The 26,629-nt window shown below is 34.3% G+C and carries 19 protein-coding genes and 1 pseudogene; 12 read left to right on the top strand and 8 right to left on the bottom strand.

Annotated elements, in window-relative coordinates:
- Positions 1-77: 77 nt before the first annotated feature.
- The 8 genes and pseudogenes from BB050_RS15680 (at position 78) to BB050_RS15645 (ending at position 9,159) form a co-directional block, all read left to right on the top strand.
- Entirely contained in the window at positions 78-635 is a 558-nt protein-coding gene (locus BB050_RS15680) for a TetR/AcrR family transcriptional regulator (protein ID WP_008467749.1), read from the top strand.
- Positions 635-1,879, top strand: coding sequence for a beta-ketoacyl-ACP synthase II (gene fabF, locus BB050_RS15675; RefSeq protein ID WP_066034198.1), 1,245 nt, complete (start codon positions 635-637; stop codon positions 1,877-1,879). The genes BB050_RS15680 and fabF overlap by 1 nt, the downstream gene beginning before the upstream one ends.
- Positions 1,880-2,129: 250 nt before the next feature.
- A complete protein-coding gene (locus BB050_RS15670) occupies positions 2,130-2,888 on the top strand; it encodes an MlaE family ABC transporter permease (RefSeq protein ID WP_008467754.1) in 759 nt (252 codons plus the stop codon).
- Between the two features lie 4 nt (positions 2,889-2,892).
- Positions 2,893-3,669, top strand: a complete 777-nt coding sequence (locus BB050_RS15665; RefSeq protein WP_370516257.1) for an ABC transporter ATP-binding protein — start codon at positions 2,893-2,895, stop codon at positions 3,667-3,669.
- A 22-nt stretch (positions 3,670-3,691) separates the two neighbouring features.
- Positions 3,692-4,522, top strand: coding sequence for an MlaD family protein (locus tag BB050_RS15660; RefSeq protein ID WP_066034196.1), 831 nt, complete (start codon positions 3,692-3,694; stop codon positions 4,520-4,522).
- Between the two features lie 104 nt (positions 4,523-4,626).
- A complete protein-coding gene (locus BB050_RS15655) occupies positions 4,627-7,449 on the top strand; it encodes an AsmA family protein (RefSeq protein WP_083219852.1) in 2,823 nt (940 codons plus the stop codon).
- Positions 7,449-7,963 (top strand): annotated as a pseudogene (locus BB050_RS15650) (low affinity iron permease family protein). Before BB050_RS15655 ends, BB050_RS15650 begins: the two are co-directional and overlap by 1 nt.
- Positions 7,960-9,159 carry an NAD(P)/FAD-dependent oxidoreductase gene (locus BB050_RS15645; protein ID WP_008467765.1) on the top strand — a complete coding sequence of 400 codons (1,200 nt, stop codon included), beginning with the start codon at positions 7,960-7,962 and terminating at the stop codon, positions 9,157-9,159. The pseudogene BB050_RS15650 and the gene BB050_RS15645 overlap by 4 nt, the downstream one beginning before the upstream one ends.
- Positions 9,160-9,350: 191 nt before the next feature.
- On the opposite strand, the gene BB050_RS15640 is transcribed toward BB050_RS15645, so the two are convergent.
- The gene (locus tag BB050_RS15640; protein ID WP_008467767.1) at positions 9,351-10,376 is read right to left on the bottom strand and encodes a helix-turn-helix domain-containing protein; all 1,026 of its coding nucleotides are present in this window, start codon (positions 10,374-10,376) and stop codon (positions 9,351-9,353) included.
- Positions 10,377-10,546: 170 nt separating this feature from the next.
- On the opposite strand from BB050_RS15640, the gene BB050_RS15635 reads away from it, so the two are divergent.
- Both BB050_RS15635 and BB050_RS15630 read left to right on the top strand, forming a co-directional pair.
- Positions 10,547-11,032, top strand: coding sequence for a DNA-deoxyinosine glycosylase (locus tag BB050_RS15635; protein WP_066034195.1), 486 nt, complete (start codon positions 10,547-10,549; stop codon positions 11,030-11,032).
- 300 nt (positions 11,033-11,332) lie between these two features.
- Positions 11,333-11,767, top strand: coding sequence for a DUF6526 family protein (locus tag BB050_RS15630; protein ID WP_008467772.1), 435 nt, complete (start codon positions 11,333-11,335; stop codon positions 11,765-11,767).
- Positions 11,768-11,905: 138 nt separating this feature from the next.
- Here the strand turns inward: BB050_RS15630 and BB050_RS15625 are convergent, their stop codons facing one another.
- Positions 11,906-13,072 carry a hypothetical protein gene (locus tag BB050_RS15625; protein WP_066034194.1) on the bottom strand — a complete coding sequence of 389 codons (1,167 nt, stop codon included), beginning with the start codon at positions 13,070-13,072 and terminating at the stop codon, positions 11,906-11,908.
- Positions 13,073-13,316: 244 nt separating this feature from the next.
- On the opposite strand from BB050_RS15625, the gene BB050_RS15620 reads away from it, so the two are divergent.
- The gene (locus tag BB050_RS15620; RefSeq protein ID WP_066034193.1) at positions 13,317-14,228 is read left to right on the top strand and encodes a hypothetical protein; all 912 of its coding nucleotides are present in this window, start codon (positions 13,317-13,319) and stop codon (positions 14,226-14,228) included.
- 565 nt (positions 14,229-14,793) lie between these two features.
- Here BB050_RS15620 and BB050_RS15610 read toward each other — a convergent pair.
- The 6 genes from BB050_RS15610 to BB050_RS15585 form a co-directional block, all read right to left on the bottom strand.
- Complete coding sequence (locus BB050_RS15610; protein WP_066034191.1) at positions 14,794-16,812, bottom strand: glycoside hydrolase family 97 protein; 2,019 nt, start codon at positions 16,810-16,812, stop codon at positions 14,794-14,796.
- 26 nt (positions 16,813-16,838) lie between these two features.
- The gene (locus BB050_RS15605) at positions 16,839-18,083 is read right to left on the bottom strand and encodes a glycoside hydrolase family 99 protein (RefSeq protein WP_066034190.1); all 1,245 of its coding nucleotides are present in this window, start codon (positions 18,081-18,083) and stop codon (positions 16,839-16,841) included.
- A 277-nt stretch (positions 18,084-18,360) separates the two neighbouring features.
- Positions 18,361-19,872: a RagB/SusD family nutrient uptake outer membrane protein gene (locus tag BB050_RS15600; protein ID WP_008467783.1), complete on the bottom strand. Its 1,512-nt coding sequence runs from the start codon at positions 19,870-19,872 to the stop codon at positions 18,361-18,363.
- Between the two features lie 28 nt (positions 19,873-19,900).
- Positions 19,901-22,900 (bottom strand): SusC/RagA family TonB-linked outer membrane protein, encoded by a 3,000-nt coding sequence (locus BB050_RS15595; RefSeq protein ID WP_236940339.1) that lies wholly within the window; start codon positions 22,898-22,900, stop codon positions 19,901-19,903.
- 28 nt (positions 22,901-22,928) lie between these two features.
- Positions 22,929-24,011, bottom strand: a complete 1,083-nt coding sequence (locus BB050_RS15590; protein WP_008467788.1) for a hypothetical protein — start codon at positions 24,009-24,011, stop codon at positions 22,929-22,931.
- Positions 24,012-24,019: 8 nt separating this feature from the next.
- Positions 24,020-24,541, bottom strand: coding sequence for a DUF5004 domain-containing protein (locus BB050_RS15585; RefSeq protein ID WP_066034188.1), 522 nt, complete (start codon positions 24,539-24,541; stop codon positions 24,020-24,022).
- Positions 24,542-25,021: 480 nt separating this feature from the next.
- On the opposite strand from BB050_RS15585, the gene BB050_RS15580 reads away from it, so the two are divergent.
- Positions 25,022-26,620: a DUF6377 domain-containing protein gene (locus tag BB050_RS15580; RefSeq protein WP_066034187.1), complete on the top strand. Its 1,599-nt coding sequence runs from the start codon at positions 25,022-25,024 to the stop codon at positions 26,618-26,620.
- The last annotated feature ends 9 nt before the right edge of the window (positions 26,621-26,629 follow it).

Raw genomic sequence — 26,629 nt, 5'->3', positions numbered from 1 at the left:
TTTTTGTTTATAAAATATATTGAAATAAATTTGCCTATCTACTAATAGGTAGTATCTTTGTCGTAAAAATTATCGCTATGACTACAAAAGAAAATATTATAGATAAAGCAGATCAATTTATTCGAGATAAAGGCTACAATGCGTTTAGCTTTAAAGATATTTCTAATGATATAGGCATAAAAACGGCTTCTATTCATTATCATTTCCCAACAAAATCAGATCTTGGCGTAGCGACCATTAAGGAACATATTGCAAGATGTGAAGCTTTAAAGAAAAAAGTTGCCAATGAGTCTCCATTAGTAAAACTTCAAGCTTTTTTAGAGGTTCAGACACAAATTAAAAAGGAAAATAAGGTCTGTATAGTAGGATCATTAGCTACAGACTTAAATACACTAGACAATTCCATAAAAACAGAACTTCAGAAATTTGCCCAAATTGTAATCAATTGGCTAACTGAAATTTTAATCGAAGGAAAAGAACTTAACCAATTTGCCTATGAAATGTTACCTAGAACAAAAGCCATAATGATAATTACCAATATGGTCGCGATCGTCCAGCTATCAAGACTAACAAGCGACGATGATTTTGAATTGGTAAAAGAAACAATATTAACAGAATTAAGACCTAAGAAATAATGAAAAGAGTCGTCATAACAGGATTAGGGGCAGTAACTCCGATTGGAAATAGTGTTCAGGAATATTGGAATTCATTAATAAATGGAGTAAGCGGTGCAGCTCCAATTACAAGATTTGATACAACACATTTCAAAACTAAATTTGCATGTGAGGTTAAAAACTTTGATGCACAGCAAATTTTCGAAAAAAATGAGATTAGGAAATACGATCTTTTTACACAGTATGCTCTGCATGCTACAGACGAAGCCATAAAAAATGCCAATATCAATTTTGAAAACTTAAATAAAAACAGAATTGGTGTAATATGGGGCTGCGGTGACGGAGGTATATCAACTTTTGAAGAACAATTTGGAGAATATAAACTAGGAAATGGATCTCCACGATTTAGTCCTTTTTTTATACCAAAAAGAATCGTTAACATAGCTTCGGGAGTTATTTCTATTAAATATGGTCTTCGAGGGATAAATTACACTACAGCTGCGGCTTGTTCTGCGAGTAATACTTCCATCATAGATGCATTTAATTACATTCGCTGGGGCAAAGCTGATATGATTATTAGCGGCGGTTCTGAGGCTTCGGTTTCAGAATCTTCAATTGGAGGTTTCAATGCTTCAAAAGCATTGTCTACATTAAATGAAGATTACACCAAAGCTTCACGCCCTTTTGATATCACAAGAGATGGATTTGTTTTGGGCGAAGGGTCCGGAGTTGTTATCTTAGAAAGCTATGAACATGCTATAAAACGAAATGCAGTAATCCTAGCCGAAATTGTTGGTGGCGGATTAGCTGCCGATGCCTACCATTTAACAGGAACTCATCCTGAAGGTGAAGGTGCCGTTTTAGGAATGGAACTTGCTTTAGAGGAAGCTGGAATTACACCAAATCAAATTGATTACATTAACGCCCATGCAACTTCTACTCCAACTGGTGATTTAAGTGAACTTAAAGCTGTTGAAAAAGTATTTGGAATAAATCCAAACGCGAATATAAGTGCCACAAAATCAATGACTGGACATTTACTTGGCGGTGCAGGAGCAATTGAAGCAATTGCCTGCATAAAATCTGTTCAAGAAAATATTGTACCACCAACTATAAACACTCAAAACGTAGAAGGAGATTTTGCAGACAAATTTAATCTAACTCTTGGAAAAGCACAATCGAGAGAAGTGAATTATGCAATGAGTAATACTTTTGGATTTGGTGGTCATGTAGCCAGTTCTATATTTAAAAAATTTACAGAATAATATTTAGCTAAAAAAGTAAAAATCAATTTAGATCCCTTTCGTAATGAAAGGGATTTTTTTGTTTGGTCTCAAAATGTCGATTTATTTGAATTATTGCGTGTTTATGAAAATTATATAAGGCTTCAAAAAAGTTGTGTAATATATTTTAACAAGTATAGGGCTAACTTTCGTATAGAATTTAATGAGTTGAAAAAAACTGTTAAATAATTGATTTTCAAATTACATAATTCACACTAAAAACAAAACTATTTTGATTCTCAATATTAAAAATACATTCGCCGAAATTGGAGAGACGACTATATTCGCCAAAAGGTTCTTTAAGGAAGTTTTGATTCCGCCTTATGAGACCAAAGAGTTTCTCAGACAATGTTATGTCATTGGCTATAGATCTCTTCCATTGGTTGCTATCACAGGCTTTATTATGGGGCTGGTGCTTACGCTTCAATCACGCCCAACATTGGTGAAATTTGGTGCCGAATCTTGGCTTCCTGGAATGGTGGCGCTTTCGCTAATAAGAGAAATTGCTCCAGTAATCACTGCTTTGATTTGTGCAGGAAAAATTTCCTCTGGAATCGGTGCCGAACTAGGATCGATGAAAGTTACAGAACAGATCGACGCCATGGAAGTGTCAGCGGTAAATCCGTACAACTATTTGGTAGTGACAAGAGTTCTAGCCTGTACTTTGATGGTTCCTATTTTGGTGTTTTTTGCAGATGCAATTGGAATTATTGGCGGTTATGTAGGCATTAACATTCATGGCGATGTCAACTTTTACCGCTTTTTAACCCAGATTGTACAGTCTTTAGAATACTTAGATCTGCTTCCAGCCACTCTCAAAACTTTCTTTTTTGGATTTTTTATCGGAATTATTGGCTGTTACAAAGGTTTTAATGCTTCTAACGGAACAGAAAGCGTGGGACAAGCTGCCAATTCTGCTGTGGTAACAGCATCGTTGAGCATTTTTATTATCGATATGGTCGCTGTACAAATAACCGATTTATTCTTTTAAAATGATGAAGGAAAAATTACATAAAGAACCTAAAACAAAAGAAAAAGATCAGACTCCAATTATCGAGATTAAAGATCTGCATAAAACTTTTGGTAAAGATAATGCCGTTTTAAAAGGCGTAAATCTCACTTTGAATAAAGGCGAAGATTTAGTGGTTTTAGGACGTTCAGGCTCTGGAAAATCGGTTACCATAAAATGTATTGTGGGATTGATTGAACCAGACAAAGGCGAAATTAAAGTTTTTGATCAAAACGTTCTTAATATCTCAAAAAGCGAGCTGAATGAAATTAGAGTCCGAATCGGATTTTTGTTCCAAAGCGGAGCACTTTACGATTCGATGTCAGTTAGAGAAAATCTAGCTTTTACATTGACCAAACACAAACGAGATTTAAGCCCTGAAGAAGTGGAAAACGAAGTAATGGAAGCGCTAGAAAATGTAGGACTGGCAGATGCCGTAGATAAAATGCCGTCTGAACTTTCGGGTGGTATGAGAAAAAGAATTGGCTTGGCTCGCACTTTAATCTTAAAACCAGAAATCATTTTGTATGACGAACCCACAACGGGTTTGGACACTATAACATCAAGAGAAATAAGTGAATTGATTCTGGACATTAAACACAAACAAAAAACCTCTTCCATTATTATCACCCACGATATGGCCTGCGCAAAAATGACCGCCGACCGAATTGTGGTTTTAAAAGAGGGGGTGATTCACGCCGAAGGAACATACGAAGAATTAGAAAAAGACGAAGACGAATGGGTACGCTCATTTTTTGAATAAAGCAAAATAAATAATAGAAATCATGGAAAAGCAATCTGGATATACTTGGAAATTGGGAATGTTTGTAACGATAGGTTTACTGCTTTTTATAATGGCCGTATACTTTATCGGAAAGCAGCAAAACCTTTTCGGATCTACCTTTCATATTACTTCTCAATTTAAAACGGTAAGCGGTTTAGAAGTCGGAAACAATGTTCGTTTCTCTGGAATTAATGTGGGAACCGTAGAACAAATTCAGCTAAAAAATGACTCAACAGTCGTAGTGGTTTTAGTAATGAAGGAAGAAGTTCGAAAATTTATTAAAACCGATGCAACAGCCAGTATTGGTTCAGATGGTCTAATGGGCGACAAAGTGCTGACCATTTCACCCGGCGCCAAATCTAAAAAAGTTATCGAAGACAACGGACAGATTGCTTCTGTTGACGGAATTGAAATGCAGGATCTGATGAAAAGCGTGAAGAAAAGTGTAGATAATGTCGGTATCATTTCTGAGGAACTTGCCATTTTCAGCCACAGCATGAACAATGGGAACGGTGCTTTAGCAAGATTGGTGAAAGACGATAAAATGGCCAACAGCGTTTCGAATACGCTTTCTAATCTAGAAACTGGAACAAAAGGTTTCAGCGAAAATATGGAAGCTGCAAAAAGTAATTTCCTTTTTAGAGGTTACTTCAAGAAAAAAGAAAAGGAGAAAAAGGAGAAGGCTGAGGAAAGAAAAGAAAAACAAGAGGAAGCGAAAAAAGAGAAACAAGAAGCAAGACAAGAGAAGCAAGAGGAACAGGAAAAAGCTGCCAAGGAAAAGGAACAGAAAGAGAAAGAAGAACAGCAAAAACAGGAAGATGCCAAAAAATAATTCCAAATTTTAAGTTCCAAAATTCCAATTCTCATTTTATGCTTTCCTGAGCGTATGTTTCACAATTCATAATTCACAATTTATAATTCACAATCAAAAAGTATATGCCTAGTTCAATAAAACATACCGCCTTAAAAGTTTTAAAAATTACTGGAATTACAATTGCAGTGATTCTGTTTTTGCTGTTTATAATTCCGCTGCTTTTTCCTGGAAAAATTGCCTCAGAAGTAAAGAAAATCGCCAACGAACGTCTGGATACCAAATTGGAATTTACTAAATCTAAGCTGTCATTTTTTACACATTTCCCTTCACTAACTGTTGCTCTTGATGATTTGTCATTAACGGGTTCTAAGCCTTTCAGCAATGATACATTGCTGAAAGCAGATCAGGTGGCTTTTGGAATTGACATTAAGAGATTGCTTTTTGATAACGAAGTTAAAATCAACAAACTGTATGTTTCTGATGCTTTGATTAATGTAATGGTCAATGAAAAAGGTCAGGCCAATTATAACATTTATGTAGCTCCTGAAGACAGAGATAAAAAAGAAGATCCGAATGCTCCTGAAGAAGGAACTGCAATTCGACTAGAACGCATTGATTTACAAAACTGTCATGTAAAATATAACGACCGTTCCGCAAAGATTTTGGTTGACGCAAAAGGCTTTAATTATATCGGAAAAGGAAATTTGAGTGAAGATATTTTTGACCTCGCAACCGATGCCAAAATTGACAATCTAGATTTCTTTTATGATCGAACTGGCTATTTGAGAAGAAAAAAAGTGAGCGCCGATTTAATTACCCGCATCAATACGCATGCACTTACCTTTATCCTTCAAAAAAATGAACTTCATATCAATAAACTGCCTCTAAAATTTACAGGTTTATTTACCATTTTAAGAGACGGATATAAAATCAATATAAAAGCAGCTTCTGAAAATACAACTGTAAAAGATTTACTTTCTGTAATGCCTCCCGAATATTTAACGTGGCTTGAAAAAACAGAAATTTCAGGAAGAAGCGATTTGCTTCTTAGTTTTAAAGGAGATTACAACGTTCAGAAAAAACAAAAACCAAACTTAGCTTTTAATTTAAAAATCAGCGAAGGTTCGGTAAACTATAAAAATGCTCCTGTCCCTTTAACTGATTTTCAAATGAATTTGAATGCCATGCTCCCGTCTCTGGATACCGAACAATTGCTGGTTAATTTGAGAACATTGAAATTTAAAGTTGGCGAAAAAGATTATTTTAATGCTTATCTGCACAGCAAAGGTTTAAGCGAAATGTCGATAAATGCAAGCGTAAAAGGTGCTTTAGACCTTGCTGTAGTAGATGCTGCCTTAGGGCTTGAAAACATGGATTTAAAAGGAATTTTAAAAACCGATATTCAGGCTCGCGGGCTTTTTAGCACTTCAAAAAAATTATTCCCAAAAACTATTGGCGGTATTTCTTTGCGAAACGGATGGCTAAAAACAAAGTATTATCCAAATCCTATTACCAATATCACTTTTATAGCCAATATGCTGAATAAAGCGGGAACCTATCAAGATTTGATCATTGCTGTGGCACCTTTCTCTTTTGCTTTTGAAGGAAACCCTGTTTATGTCAATGCTACATTATCCGATTTTAGCGATTTGGCTTATAATGCAAAGATTAAAGGCGAGTTGAATGTGGGCCGAATCTATCAGGTATTCTCACAAAAAGGTTTGGATTTAACAGGTTATGCCAAAGCTGATCTTTCTTTAAAAGGAAAACAAAGTTATGCCACAACGGGTCAGTATGACAAACTACATAATAAAGGAACTTTACTTCTAAAAAATATAAAAGCAACCTCCGAATTGTTTCCGAAAGCGTTCTTTATCAAACAGGGAAATTTCCGTTTTCAGAACGAAAAAATGTGGTTTGAAAAATTCAATGCTGCTTATGGAAAATCAGATTTTGACATCAATGGCTATCTGTTGAACACTATTAATTACTTCTTAGAATCAAAAGGAACTTTGAGCGGTAATTTCAATCTGAAATCAAAATTGATTAACGTGGATGAATTTATGGCGCTCAAAGAAGGCGAAAATAATGATCGAGACATTAAAGTGGAATATGCCAAAGAAGATCATCCGAAAATGAGCGGTGTGGTCATTATTCCGAAAAACCTAAATGTAAGTTTAAATGCCAATGCAGATAAAATTGAATATAATAAATTGGTTTTTAACAAACTAAATGGAAAAATAGGTGTAAAAAAAGAAGGATTTTACTTAGAAAATATTACCTTTAATATCATTGACTGTGTTTTAGGGATTAATGCTTTTTATAAAGATGAGTCTCCAACCTCTGCACATTTTGATGCTCATTTTACGGCAAAAGACTTTGATGTACAGAGAGCTTACAAAGAAATTCCGATGTTTCATGATATGGTCACAGCAGCTGAAAAAGCACACGGAATAATTTCTGTCGACTATAAGGTAAAAGGAGATTTGGACGGAAATATGGGGCCAATTTATGAATCAATGCAAGGTGGAGGAACGATTAATTTACGTGATGTGAAAATTAAAGGATTGAAACTTTTTGATGGAATCAGTTCTAAAACAGGGCAAAACGGTTTGAATAATCCTGATATGAAAGGAATTGAAATTAAATCGACAATAGATAAAAATCTTATAAATATTGAGCCATTTACCTTTAGTGTAGCCAGTTTTAGGCCAACCATTAAAGGAACTACAAGCTTTGACGGGCTTTTGGATCTGAGAATGCGTTTAGGTCTTCCGCTTTTTGGAATCATCGGATTTCCGATCGTAATTACTGGAACGCATGATGCTCCAAAAATTAAAATATTCAGTAAAACAGGGCAAGAAATTGATCCTGCTGTTTATGATGAAAAAAACAATAAAGTTATTCGAGAAGAAAAAGTAAGCAACCCCAAAACAAAGAAATAATGAGTTCTAAACCCCAACATAAAAGCAGTGCATTCGAAAAGTTTGCTACAAAAGTATCTAAAGCTGCGGGGAGTACTCCAGCTTTTATTGGTGCGTTGGCCCTTGTTGTGGGCTGGGCGGCTTCGGGACCTATTTTCGATTATTCTGAAACTTGGCAATTGGTCATCAATACAGGCACAACCATTATTACTTTTCTAATGGTCTTTTTAATTCAAAAAGCGCAAAATAAAGATTCGCTTGCCATTCAGTTAAAACTAAATGAACTCGTGGCATCAAATGAATTATCCAGCAATAGTTTAGTCGACATTGAAATATGACCGAAGAAGAGATGATCATTATCCAGAAATATTATCATCATTTGAGCCAATTGGCAAAGAAAGACCGAACTATAAGAACTTCGCATTCCATTGCCGAAGCAAATGAACTTCATAATCGTAAAAAAGAAAAAAATACAAAACCAGATAACATCAAAAAAACTACCAAGAATACCTCTAAAAAAATAACCAAAAAATGAAATTGAGCTCTACTGAAACCTATTGGCCGTTAAAAAATGCCATAAAACAAAGTTACCCTTCAATAGATTCTGATATTACCACCGACATTTTAATAATTGGCGGCGGCATTACAGGTGCTTTAACTGCTTATAAATTACTAAATGAAGGAAAAAAAATTGTTCTTGTAGACCGTCGCGATGTCTGTGGCGGAAGCACTTCTGGAAGTACGGCACTTCTCCAATATGAAATTGATGTTCCACTCCATCAACTCATTAAACTTCGCGGCACAAGATGCGCCGTAGACAGTTATCAGAATGGAAAAAAAGCAATTTTTGACCTTCGAAATATAATTGATGAAGTAGGTTGCGATTGTGGTTTCGAATTCAAAAAAAGCATTTATTTCACTACTTTAAAAAAAGATGTGCCTTATTTAAAAAATGAGTTTAAAGCCCGAAAGCAACATGGTTTTGAAATCAGTTGGCTGGGCAGATCAGAATTGCAAAAAATGGGGCTGAATGCCATTGCAGGAATTGAATCTAAAACTGCAGCTGTTATGGATCCGTTTAAACTTGCCAGTGATCTTCTATTTCATTGTCATGAAAAAGGGATGCAGATTTTTGACCGTACTAATATTGCTTCCATACAGCATCAAAAAGGTAAAATTATTGCCACTACAGACTCAAAACATGTTATTACGGCCGATCACATAATACACTGCACAGGTTATGAAAGCACAGAGACTTTAAAGGAAAAAGTGGTCGATTTAAAAAGCACTTATGTAATTGCTTCTGAGAGCCAGTCTGATCTTCCAGAAAATTTCAGGCATACTATATTTTGGGATACCGCTTCGCCTTACCATTACATAAGAACTACAGAAGACAACCGCATTATAATGGGTGGCGGAGACGAAGATTTTAAAGACACCAATAAACGTGATAAATTGCTGCCTAAAAAAGAACAATACCTTTTAAAACAATTTTTTAAACGATTCCCAGATTTAAATTTTAAAATTGATTATTCCTGGGCAGGAACTTTCGGAGAAACTAAAGATGGTCTTCCTTATTTCGGAAAGCCAAATCCGAGAAAAAACGAACACTACATTTTAGGTTTCGGCGGAAACGGAATCACCTTCAGCATATTAGGAACAAATTCTATTCTAGATTCACTTTACAACAAAAAAAATACAGATTTGGATTATTATCGATTTGGACGTTAGAAACATGCTAAGCTTCTGAGACGCCAAGGTGTTAAGTTTTTATTTTAAATATGATAAAACCCTCAGATTTTGAGAACTCAAAATCTGAGGGTTTTATTTTATATATTGCTTTAGAGCTAGCGACTTTATTTTTTTGAGATGGCAAAAAAGCTTAGAATCTTAGCGTCTCAGAACCTTAACAACTTCGTCCATTAGGCCGTAATAGCCAAAGAATTCAAATTAAACTTATATTCTTTTGGACTGCAGTTAAATTTTTGTTTGAAAATTTTTGAGAAATAGCTTCTGCTGGTAAAACCAATGCAATACACTATTTCTGAAATATTTAGATCAGAAGTTCTGATAAGAATTTCTGCTTTAAGCACTCGCATGTGCGTAATGTAATCGTTGACCGTGCGATTATGGATCATTTTAAAACCTTCTTGAAGTTTATTTGGAGAAAGTCCAGATTTTTTGCTCAAAGATTTAATTGAAAAAGCTTCTTCCGGATTTGATTTTATAAATTCAGAAAGTTCTTTGATCTCTTCTAGTTCTCTTAATGTCAATCCGTTTGACTCGTTTGCAAAAGCATGCAAGTCATCAGAATGCTGTTGAATTTCCATTGCAAGAATGATTCTCATAATTCCTTCTTTTAATAAATTTCTAACAACTCCGGTTTGTGTAATCGAATTAAGCTGTTCGATTTTTTCGGCAATCTGTAAATTATAAGATCCGATATAGAAGAAATCTGATGTTTGGTTATTTTCAAAAAAAGTATCTTTTACCTGCTGATTTAAAGAATGAGCCTGATTTGCAGCGTCAATCTGAGTTCCAACAATAATTAAAGTCAGTTTTGTTTTTTTTCCTTTCTCGAAAAACAAAACGTTATCCTTATTTTGTTTTGATGAAACAATTGCCGTCTGAAATGTTTTGAGTTTTCGCTCCTCACCATTTAGTCCAAAACTATGCGATAAATTACCTTTAGAACAATAAGCAAAATAAATTGGCGACGATTTTACGTTTAGAATATCTAGTCTAATATCTGTTGAAAATGTCATGTCAAATTGAACGTAAGAGATATTATCGTTAAAAGAAGCGCCAATTATTGAACCTTCAGCAAAACTATTTTCAACTTCTAATGTATATTCGTCTGAGTCAAAAGCCACCTTTCCGCCAAAACTAGTCTGAAGCTCATCAAATATATTTTGAGTTTTTTCTGTATTTATAGTAACAATTTTCATGGTTCGCCGGATTTAAAATTATAATTTGCTAACAGATTATTTCTAGAAATCTGAAAGTCAAAGTTCGTTTAAAGACCCGCCAAAAATGTTATATAATTTTTTGGTTTTGTTTTATAATTCCTTATAAATGTTTATTTTAACGTAAATCAATATTTATTCAACTTACAAGTATGAAAAGTTTTTCGTTTGCTTCTATTAGTTCTCCCACTTCTAAAATTCTGATTTTAGGCACGATGCCTGGAACTAAATCTTTAGAACTCAATCAATATTATGGCCATAACCAGAATAACTTTTGGAAATTTATGTTTCAGATTCTTGGAGAGGTATTTTCCAAGGATTACGAAATACGAAAAAGCTTATTAATTAAAAATAATATCGCTCTTTGGGATGTCTTACAATTTTGCGAGCGTGTTGGAAGTTTGGACAGCGCCATAAAAAATGAAATTGCAAATGATTTTGAAAATTTCTTAGAAACTCATACACAAATAGAAGCCATTCTTTTTAATGGGCAAAAAGCCGCAACATTTTTTAAAAAATATGTTCATTTAACAAAAGAATATAAAACTTTTACACTTCCATCAACAAGTCCTGCCAATGCCAGTAAGGCTTTCCAAGATAAATTCAACGAATGGAGCATCATTAAAACCTTATTATAAAGACAGCAATTTTATATAATTACAATGCAAATATTGAAATCATGTAACTTTTTCCGTTTAAAGTATAACAAAATACAGCCACTCTCAATCTAATTTTACATCAAAGAAAAATAAGCCGTATTGAAGATTTGATTCACGAAAAGAAAGGCTTTAATTCTTATTAAAATTTACAAAGCAAACTGTAAAAAGTTTAGTCTATAAAGAGAACATTGGTTATGTTAGTTTATTTTTGGGAAAAAGCTACTCTATAGAAATATAGAGTAGTTTTGTTTTTATAAGCTACCATTTAAAGATAAAAACATGAAAATTCAGACTTATTATAATCATATACGGTTTTACACCCCACACCATTTTATATATTATCCTGTTTTAATATTATTTTTAATTGCCAGCATTTATTTGAGTATTACAACAGAAGATCATTTAATATGGTCATTTATAAGTGCCGCGTTTGTATTTTTATTTGTATTGGCTTATATGCTTCGCCAACACTATGCATTAACGCTGCAAAATAGAATTGTACGTTTAGAAATGCGTTACCGATATTTTACATTAACAGGCAAAAGATTTGAAGAATTTGAATACAAACTTACAGACGATCAGATATTTGCCTTACGTTTTGCGCCAGACAACGAATTGATTCCACTTGTAGAAGATGTTTTAAAAAACAACTTAACGGGAGACGCAATCAAAAAAGCCATCGTACACTGGAAAGCAGATTATCACAGAGTTTAAAATGGCAATTACAATGACAAAATTCAATAACAATATCAATTTTCAATTTTTTAAATTAATTATTGATTTTTGATATTATCATTGTCATTCACATTGTCATTGTGATTTTCATTGTGATTTTCATTGTGATTTTCATTTTCATTGACTTTTCTTTCTATTAAAAATAAGATAAAACAGAAAGAGTGCCATCCAAACCAAAACGATTACAGCAAAATAAATTGCCATAATATTCGGGTGTAAGTAATTAGGTTCGTAAAATAACTTATTTAGCGTCTTAATTTTTTCTGCTAAAGCTTTTCTATCAAAAGTATTTCTAATTCCATTAAGAGGTTCCTCTTTGTTATCTCTGTAATGATACACATCTTGAGTTAATTGCTTCGGAACTAAACTCGTTTCGATATTGTATTTTCTCAAAATCGTGTCTAATCTCTGAAAAGTATAGGTAAGTGAATCTTTCTTAGAATTATACAGTAATTTATAACGATCTACAGCAGCCTGGTAAGTTTGTTTGCCAATAGAATCTCCATGAACAGGACTAAATAAAGATTTGTTTTCCAAGAAAATACAAATATCATTATCATGTTCTGGATGAACCTGAATGCCTTTAAAAACAATTTCTGTACTATCGCCAATAACTGTTTTTGAGATAACTCTTTTGTACAACTCTTCTTTGTCAAAACCAAGAATATCAAAAATACTATCTGCTTTATGGGTTGTTTTATCAAAAGTGCTTGTCAGCGCTTTTATGGTATCGATACTATAATAACTGGTTTCAGTAATTGGATATTCGCCCGTTACAATGGTATCTTCCTTCTTAATTACAGGATATGGTTTTGGATATAAAATGTTCTCGTAATTGAATAATTTCTCAGAACTGTAAGAAGTATATCCATACAAAAACGGATTTAAAACATTCAAAAGTTTTTTGTCATTATTAAAATCATTTTCAGACAATTCTGTTTTCAGTTTAGCATTCATTCCGAAACTATAACTAATAAAAAATGAAAAAGTCAAAAATGAAATCAGCAGCAGACAAATGGCAACTTTAAAAAGATTACCACCTTTATAATTTTCTCTCGAATGATTTCGAATCAGAAAAATCAAGAAAATAAGTAAAAACAATCCGCTTACAAAAAAGTGTGAAATCGAAACGTCATCGTAAAATTTAAATCGGTAGAATTCGGTATAAATATTAATATTTTTCAGCCCCTTAAAAGTAAAATAACCATATGAAAAGTAAGCTAGATGAATTACGGCTAATACAATAAAAGATTTTATGAAATAACGTTTTATATTTTCTGTCATTTTTAGAGTTGCTTAATATTTCTTCTTTCCAATAACTGGAAAAACTGTTTTTTCGGTAAGTTAAATTTACATAATCCGAAATTATAAAAACAGTAGACTACCAACTATTTTAACACAATTCCTTATTTTACTGATATACAACATATTCCAAAAAATAATTCGACCTCAAAATCAAAAATGAACGATTATTTTTACTAACTTTAAATGTTAAATATTACCTAATAAAAACTTAAAAACTAATCTGATGAAACAATTATTTATTTTTTTGGTAATGATGCTCCTTTGGATTCCGCTAAACGCTCAGACAGTTGCTGAAGCCACTAAAAATGAAGACTTAACAACTTTTAAAACTGAAACTGACGATTTTCAAGATAATAGCGTTGATGATCTGCCCTGGCACAATAGAAAATTTAAAGTTTCTGCCGGTGGTTTTTTTCCCGTAAATAATACCGTCGTTAAAGTTGAAGGCAATAACGGAAATATAGGTACTGAAATTGATCTTGAAAATGATTTAGGATTTTCTAAATCAACCGCATCATTTCTAGGAACGTTTGACTGGCGTATTTCTAAAAGATCACGATTAGGTTTTGAGTATTTTGTGCTAGACCGAACTGCAACCAAAACGCTGCAAAGAGATATTAATTTTGGAGACCATACGTATCCAGTAGATGGTAGGGTTCAAGGTACTTTTAATGTACAGATTGCTAGAATTGCTTATGGATACGCTATCCTATCTAAACCTAAATATCAAGCTGGTTTATTAATTGGTGCGCATGTTCTTTTTGCAGATCTCGGCTTACGATTAGAAGCTAATACACAAAGTGTAGAATATCATGATAGTTTTGATTTTACTGCTCCGCTGCCAGATGTTGGAATATGGGGCGAATTTGTTCTTGGAAAGCGTTGGGGTTTATATGCCAACGTAAATTATCTAGCAATAAAAATTGATGAAACTGATGGACGAATCATAAGCTATAATTTATCAGTTTTATATAATGTTGTACAAAATTTCAGCCTTACTGCAGGTTATACTGGTTTGAATTTTAGAGTTGATACTATTCAGGATCGATTAAACGGTTTCTTAAAATGGGGCTATAATGGACCAACAATAACTGCAGTGTACACTTTTGGAAAGCATGTTAAAGTTACTAAATAAAGGTGCTAAGGTTCTGAGATGCTAGGTTCTAAGTTTTTTTTAACCGTAAAGAGCGCAAAGTTTTTTCGCAAAGGTCGCTAAGATTCTTTAGGGTCATTTAAAATAAGAAGTTCGCAAAGCTTGTTTCCAATAGAGCTTTGCGAACTTTTCTTATAGGCGCTATTAGATTCTCAACAAAAGCTTCTTTGCGGCCTTTGCGTAAATTCTTAGCGTTCTTTGCGCTAAAATTATACTCAAAGTTTTTCGCAAAGGTCGCTAAGATTTCTTTAGAGTCATTTAAAATAAGAAGTCCGTAAAGCTTGTTTCCTATTAATGCTTTGCGAACTTTTCTTATAGGCACTGTTAGATTCTCAATAAAAGCTTCTTTGCGGCCTTTGCGTAATTCTTAGCGTTCTTTGCGGTAAAATTACACTCAAAGTTTTTCAAAAACCTGAAACAAAAAAACAAACCCGATAACTCTCCAGCTATCGGGTTTATTGCCAAACTTAAACTTACTTAACTTAACTCAAAATAAAACTTTATAAATTTAAATCTCATAAAATTAGATTCTTAGAATCTTAAAAAACTATTTTTTGATTGGAGAGAATTTCACTGCAGCTCCTCCGCCAGCTGCCAATTTGATATTTAAAACAGTTTTGCTGTTTACTTTTTGTTTAGAGATTGTAACTGGATATGGATTAGTTTTATAATTTGCTCCGGGACCATCTGCGTAGATTTCTGCTTCGTATTCTTTGTCTTTATCTAAAAAAGATAAAGCAACTTTTAAATCTCTTGCATTTCTATTAGTGATCGATCCTAAATACCAATTCTTTTCATCCCAATCTTTGCGGGCAATTGTAGCGTATTCTCCAATTTTAGAATCTAAAACTTTCGTGTCAGACCAAGTGCAAGGCACATCTTTTATGAATTGAAATTCTGGTTTGCCTTCATAATTTTCAGGTAAATCAGATGCCATTTGCAACGGACTGAAAATAATCACATACAATGCCAATTGATTTGCTAAAGTGGTTTGCACTTTTGCTCCAGATGGCGTTTTATAATCAAAATTGAAGTTCCCTGGTGTATAATCAAATGGTCCAGAAAGCATTCTTGTAAAAGGCAGAGTTGTTAAATGCTCAGGCGTATTTCCTCCGTCTACAGACCATGCGTTGTATTCCTGCCCTCTTCCCCCTTCTTGCGACATGAAGTTTGGATATGTACGCTGTAAACCCGTTCCTTTCATCGGTTCGTGGTTATCAATCATAATGTGATATTTAGCTGCCGTTTCGATTACTTTTCTATAATGACGAGCGCCATATTGGCTATCATGCCATTCTTTTTTGTCCAAATATTTGTTTACATAACCCGTTTTAACCGAATTCACGCCCATTTTCTGATACAATTTGAACGCATCTTCCAACTGGTTTTCATAATTTTTGGTTGCTCCAGCTGTTTCATGATGTCCGATTAAACGAACATTTTTCATGGCAGCATATTTTGTAATTTCTTCCAAATTAAAATCCGGATAAGCTTTTACAAAACTAAATGTATTGCCGTCAGCTGTCCAGTCGCCATCCCAACCTTCATTCCATCCTTCAACCAAAACTCCGTCAAAACCGTTTTTAGCAGCAAAATCGATGTACTCTTTTGTGTTCTTGGTTGTGGCCCCATGTTTTGGACCTTGTCCCCAAGTGTATTTTTCCAAATGCATTCCCCACCAAATTCCAATATATTTAGATGGAGTGATCCAAGATAAGTCTTCAATTTTTGAAGGTTCGTTCAGGTTTAGCATAATGGTTGAAGTTGCTACCTCACCAGGAGTTTTACCCACAACAATAGTTCTCCAAGGCGTTTTAAAAGGCGTTTCTGCGTATACTTTTACACCATCAGCCCACGGCACTAAATCACTTTTGTATTGTTTGTCTGTAGTTTTCAAAAGCGTCATTGAGGCAAAATCTGTTAGGTTGGCTTCATGAATGGCTACATACAATTTGTCTTTAGTTTCAAAAGTTGCTGGCGTATTGATCGTATCTGTTTTACTCATTAAGGTTTTGCGGTATTCGCTTTCGTAATAACTGTTTTCGCGGTGAACTGGAATCCACCAAACGTCATTGTTGTCTTTAAATGTAAATTGCGTTACTTCATTAGAGATTTTTACTTTTCCTAAATGAGGCTGTTTTGGAAATTCATAACGAAATCCGACACCATCATCAAAAACCCTGAAAATGATATCAACTAGACGCTCCTCACCTTTTGCTTCTTTTAAGTGAACAATCAGTTCGTTATGATGATCTCTTACTTTTTTGAATTCACCCCAAGGCTGTTCCCAAGTTTCATCTGCCGATTTTTCTTCTGTCGAAACGACTTCAAAACCATCAGTCATTTTTGCTAAACCTTGAAATTCAAATCCCATGAGAGAAGGCTCAATAACCGATTTTCCATTAGAAGAAAAACTGTATTGCGGTTGTCCAGAAGGTGTCAATTCAAAGGTTAATTCAGAGATTTTTTCAGGAGAACTGATTTTATACGTTTTTTTAGTACTGCAAGCCATAATAAGCATTGATGCAAAAGCCAATAGACAGTATCTATATTTTCTGTTTTTCATTATTTAAAATTGTATTAATTACAGCTCTATTTTATTTCGTTTATTACTTGTTTTGCTTTTGCTGGCTGCATTGAAACAAAATAATTAAACGCTTGGTCGAGTTTTTTCTGGATTTCGACATTTCCTTTTTTCTGTACGCGTAAATCATACAATTTGCTGATATCTGGAAATACGCTTTCTGTATTTTTTACTCCAGAGAAAGTTTTTATTCTTTCGATAAAAGAATAGCCAAATTCCACTGTTGGCTCCATCATGGTTCCTTCTCCGAAATCATTCCACGTAATTAGCTGCAGGTAATTTACATTGGCATTTTTGGCTAAAGCAAGAGTTTCATCAAGCGTTGCTCCATTGTTATGATCAATCGTCCAACCTATCGCTGCGCCACCTCCGCCTTCAGCATAAAAGTCTTTAAAACCTGGATAAGCACTTCCCATTGCTACGCTCAATTTTGGTTTGGTATTGGTATAGAAATTTGTGAGGTAACTGTTGTCTTTGTATACCCAAGCATATTCGCCAGAAGCATTTTCTCCTGCCATTGAAGAGTGATCCCAAAGTGTCAAGAAAGTTGGTTTTGCTGTTAAAGTATTAAAAACATTTGTCCATTCAGCTGGGGTCTTTAGAACAATTGGTCCAAAATTCATTAAAAGCGGTTTGCCATTGATCTTAATATAATTAGCATCAGAAAAATAATTCTTTTCTACATAAACCAGATCTGTTTTTGCTGCACCAGTTACTGAAATTGCTTTTCCTGCATTGACAACATTCGTCAAAAATCGATCTTCGTATACAATGGCATATTCCAAACCTACTTTGTCAAGCATTTCAATAAGCTGATCTGTATTTTCTTTAACCATTCTATAATCATTTACATCGTAAGTGCCATACCAGTCGATTAAAACTCCATCAATTCCTGAATATTTCATCAACAGCAAATGATTCTCAATCACATTTTTATCGCCTGAGTGATAAGGTCCAATCAGCGGATAATAATACGATGCAATTTCTCTTCGGCCATTTGCTCCTATATTGTTCGGATTTTTGTTTGCCATTGTCCAATGATATCCCCATTTTTTATCGGCACTACTTTCGTTGGTTTCAAACCACGGCATATAGTGCATATAAATCTTGGTGCTGTTGGTTTTCTCAATCGCAACAGGTGCTATTTTTTCTGGTTCTACTGGTTTGTCTGGACCTTTGTCATCGCTGCTGCAGCCGGCAGCCATCACAATGCTCATCAAACCGAAAACCAACGATGTGATATATCTTTTCATATTGAGATACTATTTTATTTACTTAATAATTTAAACACATAGAAACATAGCTTTTTGAAACTTAGAAAAAGGCTTTTCACTTACATAAATACATCCCGATAGCTATCGGGACTATGTGTGAGAAACTAGTTTCTTTCCTTTTCCTTTTTTACACATAAAAACCTATGTTTCTATGTGTTAAACATATTTTAAGCACTGTCGATCTATTTAATGCAACATTTAAAAACATGTCAGCCTTCCACGACTAACCAACATGGAAGACTGACATTCTAGTAACCTAATTTGGATACCCAGGATTTTGTTTTAGATTTTTATTGGTAGTTAAAACAGTACTCGGAATTGGGAAAATTGCTCTGTATTTCTCAGTCGTACCTTTTGACCACCATGGCTGGAAGAACGTTCCGAAACGGATATTATCTGTTCTTCTTCGCCCTTCAAATGTGAATTCTTTCAACAACTCTTGATCTATGAACGCAAGGTCAATTGTTGCAGGCAATTCTTCGCCTGCACGAGACGCCACTTGCTGTACAAATGGTCTAGCTAAATCTGGCGAACCTAAACGAACGTAACATTCTGCCTGCATCATCAAGATTTCTGCATAACGGATTAATACAAAATCATGATCACGCTCCCATTGTTCTCCTGCTTTCATTTCATATTTTGCCAAACGAACCCCTTCATTCTCTTTTGCATCTTCTAAACTTGTCAGATTCTCTGTATAGGTTAACGGTTCTCCGTTGTCCATCATAATCACAGAACCTGTTGCAAGATTGATTTGATCGCCTTCTAGCATACATTTTTTTCTTTTGTCTGTGTCTGCAAAAGCTGAGTAAACGCCCGGCTGCGCGCACATTCCGTTTGCACTCCAAGGATAATTGTTTGGTATTGCAGAAATAGCCAATTTTTGGTTGTAGTGGCAAGACATTGAGTTCATGTAATTTCCAACTGTTCCTGCTTTTGAATCGTAAGGGATTGCAAAAATAATTTCAGGAGAAGTTTGGTTTTCTGTCACGAAATTGGCGAAGAAATCTGGTGTTAAGCTGTAACCTGTAATTTTCTGGCACATATCTAAACAATCCTGCCAACGCGGCTGACCTATAAATGCTTCTGAATTTAAATATAGTCTAGCTAAAACAGCATATGCTACGTTTCTAGTGAATTTAGAATACACCACATTTGGATTTAAATACGGAATAGCATCTGTTAACTCTTTTTCGACAAAATCATACACTTGTTTCCTTGTTGAATTAGACGGAAGGTCTGTATCCTCAAAATTGGTTACAATTGGCACATTTCCGAACAAATCTAAAAGATTGTAGTAGTAATAGGCTCTAAGCGCTTTTAATTCGGCAAAGATTGGCGCTTTTGCTTTATCTGACAAAGATGATTTATTGATCTGATAAATAATCGCGTTGATTTTCGCGATTCCGGTATAATTGTATCGCCAAGCCGAAAGAATCATTCTGTTATCTGATTTCCAAGTATGTTTTTGAGCATCTTGATATTGTCCTCCATCGTACCAGTTTGTACCTCTTGTTGGAATTGTAGCTTCATCTGAAACTACTTCATTCAAAAAGAAAACATATTCGCAAGTTGGAAAATTATTTGAGATTGCATCGGAGAATCCTCTTAACGAAGAATAAGCTCCACCTACCAGCGCATCAATTTCTTTGGTTGTGTTTCCAAAATTTCCGTCTTCTACCTGATTATACAACTGTTCGTCCAAATCAGTACATGATACCGTAAAAAGCATGCTTAAAAGTAGGGCTGCTGTTATTTTGATTTTCATTTTTAATATTTTATGGTTATCAATTCGCTTAGTTATTCAGCGTAAAATTTAGTCCAACAGAAATTGTAGTTGGTCGAGGATAATTGTTGTATTTATCAATACCAGGAGCTGCCAATCCGGTTTGATCTGTACCATCTTGAGCATTTAAGCCAATTTCTGGATCTACACCTTTGTAACCTGTAATTACAAATAAGTTTTCTCCCATTACATACATTCTAAATTTAGATTTCTTGTATTTCAATGGCAAAGTATAACCAAAAGTCAAAGTCTGAAGTCTAAAGAAAGAAGCATCTTCAATCCAGTAATCAGAATACTTAGGGGCAGAAGTAATACCGCTGCTTAAGAAAGAATCTGGCACATTAAAAGCAGGCAGTCTGTTCGGATCGTTTAGCATCATGTTGGTAGCATTTAAAGCTTTTTGTCCAAACATTCCGTATCCAGAAAATCCAAGATCAAAATTTCCGTAAGTAAAATTCATTCCGATACCTAAAGTCAAATCTGGCTGAATGTTTCCTAAATCTGTTTTGTCTGCATCAACCAAAGCGCTTTCCTCAACAACTTGTCCTGCTGCATTGTAATACTGAATTTTTCCGTTAGCATCTAAACCAGCATTTTTGAATCCCCAGAAAGTTCCAACAGGATATCCTTCAGCAATAATTTGAGAATATTGTCCAGACATACCTGCTAAACCATGAAGAGATCCGCTATAGATAACATCTGTTTTATAGGTTGGGTTTGACAGTTTTTCAATTTTCTGAACGTTGTGTCCAAGAGTTAAATTAGCATTCCAATTGAATTTATCTCCTCGAATAATGTCAGCATTCAAAGTTAATTCTACCCCTTTGTTTGACATTTCACCAACGTTTGCCAGCATTGTTCCTACTAAATATGGAGGCTGAGGCACTTCGTATGTATATAACAAATCTTTGGTTGTTTTAGAATACCATTCAAAAGATCCTGTAATTCTGTTGAAAAGTCCAAAATCGAAACCAATATTAACTTGTTCTGTAGATTCCCATTTCAAGTCAGGATTCGGGTTTTGTTTTGGAGAATAAGCCAAACTCCAAGTTTTTGTAACTGGATCGTAGTAACTGTCGTTTCCAACTCCTAAAATAGAAAGTGATTTGTACTCACCAATTCCGTCCTGATTTCCTGTAACTCCGTATCCTACTCTAAGTTTTAAATTATCCAACCATCCTTTTGAAGATTCCATAAATTCTTCGTTAGAAATTCTCCACGCAGCAGAAGCAGATGGAAAAGTTCCCCATTTATTGTTTTCTCCAAAACGGCTAGATCCATCACGTCTTACCGTTGCTGTCAATAAATATTTGCCATCGTAACCGTAGTTAGCACGAGCATAGAAAGAAACTAAATTTGATTTTCCTTTGTATGAATAAACATCACTCAAACGGTAATTGTAACCAGCTCCTAAATTGTTATAGCTGAAAGCATCTGTTACAAATCCGCCTCTTTGCGCTCCAAAACCTTCGTAGATATTTTCAAGGTAAGAATAACCGGCTAAAGCACTAATGTTATGTTTGTCTATCACTTTGCTGTAGTTTACATAAAGTTCACCTTGTGCATTGGTATATTCTGCATACGTTCTTTGTGCAAAACCGCCTTCAGTCTGTCCTTCCATAACTGCATAAGATGGTTTGTAAGTGCCTCCTTTTACAGCATTATGTTCTAACGAAATATTCGCTGTAGCAGTAAAGTCATTCAAGAATTTTACATCTGTTTTAAAATAACCTAAAAGTCTGTGTCTCTCATTATCGAAAGTTCTGTTAGTTAAAATCTCAACTGGATTTTCGTAAATATTTCCTGTTACCACACTAAAATTTCCGTTGGCATCGTAAACTGGAATTGTCGGATTTAAGTTGTATGCTCTTTCAAAAATTCTGTAATCGATTGGATGCCATTTGTCAATATTTGCAAATAAACCCATATCAAATTTTACTTCTTTGTTGTCTCCCAAAAATTGGTAAGCGCTAACATTGCCGCTTAATCTTTCTAAACCTGACTTTTTAATAACTCCTTCGTTGTTTAGGTAAGAAAGCGAAGTTCTAAAACCGCTATCTGCTTTTCCAGAATTGATGCTTAAAGTATGAGACTGAGAAATTGCTGTCTGCTCAATTGCTTTTTGCCAATTTGTATTTGCTCCATAATCAACCGCATCTGCAATTTGATTCTGACGAACATATCCTCTCCATTGGTTTGCAGATAATAAATCTAAGTTATCATTTACGTAACCTATCCCAGTTTGTCCGTTGTATACAACAGAAACTCCTTTTGTTCCAGATTTTGTTGTAATCATGATTACTCCGTTTGCACCACGAGAACCATAGATTGCAGTTGCCGAAGCATCTTTAAGAACGTCCACCGATTTAATGTCTGAAGGTTGAACCACGTTTATGTCAACACCAGCAATTCCATCCACAACGATTAGCGGACTATTGCTTGCTGTTAAAGAAGTTCCTCCACGAAGACGGATTGTAGAACCCGCCGCAGGATCTCCAGAAGGACGAATAATATTCAATCCTGCGACTTTTCCTTGCAAAACCTGCTCTGTAGAAGAAATGTTTCCTTTTACTAAATCATCTGCTCCAACAGTCGAAATTGCTCCTGTCAAATCTGATTTTTTCACCTTTCCATAACCCACAGAAACTACTTGAACTTCTGCTAAAGTATAGCCGTCATTTTGCAGACGAACCTCAACGTTAGAAGTACTTCCGGTAATTTGGATTTTCTGTGTTGTTGATCCGATAAACGAAACTTCAATTGCACCTCCTACGGCTACCTGAAGACTGAATTTACCATCAAAATCTGTTGTAGTTCCGTTTTTTGTTCCTACTTCAATGATAGAAGCTCCCGGCAATACCGTACCTGTATTGTCATAAACGGTTCCTGAGATTTGTTTTTTCGTCTGCGCGAAAGTGCTGGCAGAAAGAAAAAGCATAAAAATCATCAATACCGCTCCTTTAGCAGTCCACATTTGATGCAGGACGCTTTTTTTATTTTTACTATTCATTAGAATTGGTGTTTTAATTTAATAGTGATTATTTATCTAAAGTTTTAAGCGGAATCGTCGTATCCGAAATTGTTTTGTCTTTATTATCTTTTACCAAAACGTGGATTTCACTTAAATTTGGAACTCCATTTAGTTCTGAAACTAAATTGACAAAACCTTTAATTTCTGAAGTTCCCCCTGTAAACTCACCAGAAATCGTTTTTGGTCCAGCTGTAATCGTGTAGATCAATTTGTTTACCCCTACCTCGTTATTTTTTCGCGACATTCCAAGAAAATCCTTTTGGCTAATTTGTGATGGAAAGAAAGCAAAACTTGGCGGCGGCGGCGGAATAAATTCTCCGGCATAAATAATCTGATCGCCAGAATTTGTGGTCCAATCTTTTGCTACCATAAGGAAAGTGATGTTTTCCATCACAAAACCTGGCTCGGTATTGTAGTATTGCTGTGGAATCAAATCCATTCTGTAGAAACCATTTCCAAGATCTTTCAATTTTGTCTTTTCAGAAACTTCTGGAATCCAAGCCTGATATTCTTGCAAAACAGCCCAGTTGTTTAGACCACTATGAAAGTGAACACTTGGCACACCTGCAAAACCATCTTTTAAATTTGAATTGAATAAAATACTTACCGGTTTATCAATCAAAGGTTTGGAAGGATAAGATCTGATTAACTCATTTGCTGTATAAAAAGATGAAAAATCAGTATATGGCACATTGGCAACATCACTCTGTTTAGATCCGTTTTTGTTTTTCAAACGAAACCAAAATCCATCGCTCTTAGCTATTTGTTCTGGAGTTTTAGAAAAATAAACTGTTGGAGTTAAAGTAAAACTCCAGATTTTATTTCCTTCATATTTTAATTTTGCAAAGTCAGAAGAGTTTTCCCAGTGTCCAGCATCTGGTTCAGATGGAGACCAAATCCAGATGTATAAATCTTCTGTTTCAGCAAATGTCGACGCCGACATGTCAAAATACCACGTAACTTGTTCATCATATTTGTACACAACAGGAAATGACGATATAGGCCCTACAGCTCCAGCGGCTTCTTGTGCCTGAATAAAATTAGGAGCCATCAACAAGGCAAGTAAAATTGTATATATAAACTTTTTCATGTTACTTTTTAATTAATAGCATTTAATTTAAACACATAAGACACAAAATCTACACCTCCAGAAGCATGTGTCAATTGAATCTGCATTTCTTTGGTTTTACCTGGAACTGAAACCAATCTCAATTCATCTGTTTTCTGCATTTTTTGAGCATCACTGTACAAATAGATTTTTGTTCCAACACCATTGGTCTGCTGAAAATCTGAGCTTAATGCCCAATATCCTTTAGGAGCAAATAACGGAGGGACATCTCCTGTTACTTCATAACTTGTTGGATTGTTCTTTTCATCTACGTTAAATTTGATTTTAAAATCTTCGTAGTTAAAATAAGTACTCAAGTTTTCTTCGTTTGGTTCGATCTTATTTGCTTTCGCAACTTCATCAACCATTTTCAGATTTGTTAATCCCCAATTTCCATTTACTTTTTCATAAAGAGTAATCGGTTCTACGTAGCTTCCGTCATCTGTGTTATCGCATCCGATCGCAAAGAAACACATCATAAAAGCTAGCCAATAAAGACTTTTACATTTCATAAATTTTTGGTTTTCGTTAGTTTGTTATCCCCTTCAAAAGGATACAGCGAAACTAGACCTTAAATAAATCCTAAAAAAAAAATCTGAGAAAAATCAAGATGAAATTCAAACAATAAAACACTTAAATACTTAAAATTCAACAGTTTACAATTTTAAACATAAACAAAAAATCAAGATAGTGTTAAGATAAAAAGTAGCGGTTTTTAAATGGTAAAAATGACAATATGTAAAATAATAAGTATATTTTTTTCACTATGCATATATATAACTACTTTTTATTGTATAATTGCAAATAATTTACCTGTTTTTAACATTTACAGCTTATTTTCACCCTGAAAATCCCCTTTAAAGCGATGTTATTAAACATTTTACAACACTTAAAAAACAGGTTTAGCTTAATCTCAAACTTATTCTTATTTTTAAAACCTATTAACTAATTATATCTATCAACCAATCTTTTTCCCTAAACCAAAACAAATCATGCAAAGAATATGGATGCTGTTTTTCTTCCTAGGCATTTTTTCTCTTACTGCAAAAGAGACAAATCCTTATTTAGAAGAATTAGATCAAGCGCTCTTGAAAAAAGAGGTTTATCTGAAACAGAAATATCGAAAAATTGAATCTTTAAAGAAAAATATATCAAAGTTTACCCTTAGTCAGAATAATGAAGAACTATACAATTGCTATATGTCATTGTTTGACGAATACAAATCTTTTAAATATGATTCGGCGTATTATTATTTAGATCAGGCAAAAATCAAAGCAAAAGTTTTAAAAAACCCAAAACATTTAGCCAAAAGCCGAATAAAAGAAGGCTTCGTCCTCCTTTCTTCTGGACTTTTTAAAGAAGCAATTGATACTTTAAATGTGGTTGATGAAAGCCAATTAGAGATCAAAAATAAATTTGAATATTACAGCATCAAAGCGCGTGCTTATTATGATTTGGCCGATTATAGCAGTGATCAGCGTTTTAATATTCATTATATACAGCAAGGAAACCATTTTCTTAAAAAAGCTTTAGAATTAATCGGAACAAATACCAATGAATATTGGGCGGCAGAAAGTTTGAAACGCTTGAAACAACAGGACTGGAGAGGCGCCGAATTTGCTTTCAGCTATTGGATTAACAACTATAATCTGCCTCCAGACTATTATGGAATCGCAACTTCGAGTCTTGGTTATATTTATTCCGAAAGAGGTTATACCAAAAAAGCCATTCAATACCTGGCACTCGCCGCAATTGCCGATGTTAAAAACGCTACGAAAGAAACCGTAGCACTTCGAAATTTAGCCAACGAACTCTTTAAAATGGGTTATCTGGATAAAGCAAACGAATACATCAACATCGCAATGGATGATGCCACTTTTTATAATGCAAGACATCGAAAAATTGAGATTTCGTCGATTTTACCTATTATAGAAAAAGCACAGCTAAATAATGTAAAGGATAAGAATGATAAGCTGGAGAAAATTATTATTCTTTTGACAATCTTAACGGTCATTATTTTTGTTTTTCTCGGCATCATTTTCAAGCAATTAAAAGAAAAAAACAAAGCGAGAAAAATCATGGCCGATTCGTATTTGCAATTGCAGGAAATGAATGTGAGTTTGAGCGAAGCCAATGCAATTAAAGAAGAATATATTACTTATTTTATCAAAGCTACTTCGGCTTTCATCAATAAAATAGATCATATCCAAAAAAGTACGCTTCATAAAATCATCACCAAAAAAACAGATGAAGTTATTGCGAGTTTGAAACGTTATAATGTTAAGGAGGAACGAGAAAATCTGTTTCATCAGTTCGATGAAATCTTCTTGAAGCTGTTCCCTACATTCGTAACGGATTTCAATAAATTATTCCCGAACGATCATAAATGCATTGTCAAAAAAGGCGAGCTTTTGAATACCGAATTACGAATTTTTGCTTTATACAGGTTAGGAATCCAAGACAGCAGTCAAATGGCTGAATTTCTGGAACTTTCTGTAGCTACCATTTACACGTACAAAACCAGAATTAAAAGCAAATCTGATTTTAAAGATACTTTTGAGCAGAAGATTATGGAGATTAAGACAATCTAAGATGCTAAG

The organism is Flavobacterium anhuiense (genome assembly GCF_001705175.1).
GTDB classification, from domain to species: domain Bacteria; phylum Bacteroidota; class Bacteroidia; order Flavobacteriales; family Flavobacteriaceae; genus Flavobacterium; species Flavobacterium anhuiense.
Note: the sequence above shows the minus strand (reverse complement) of the source record. Positions and strands in the feature narration are given on the sequence as shown.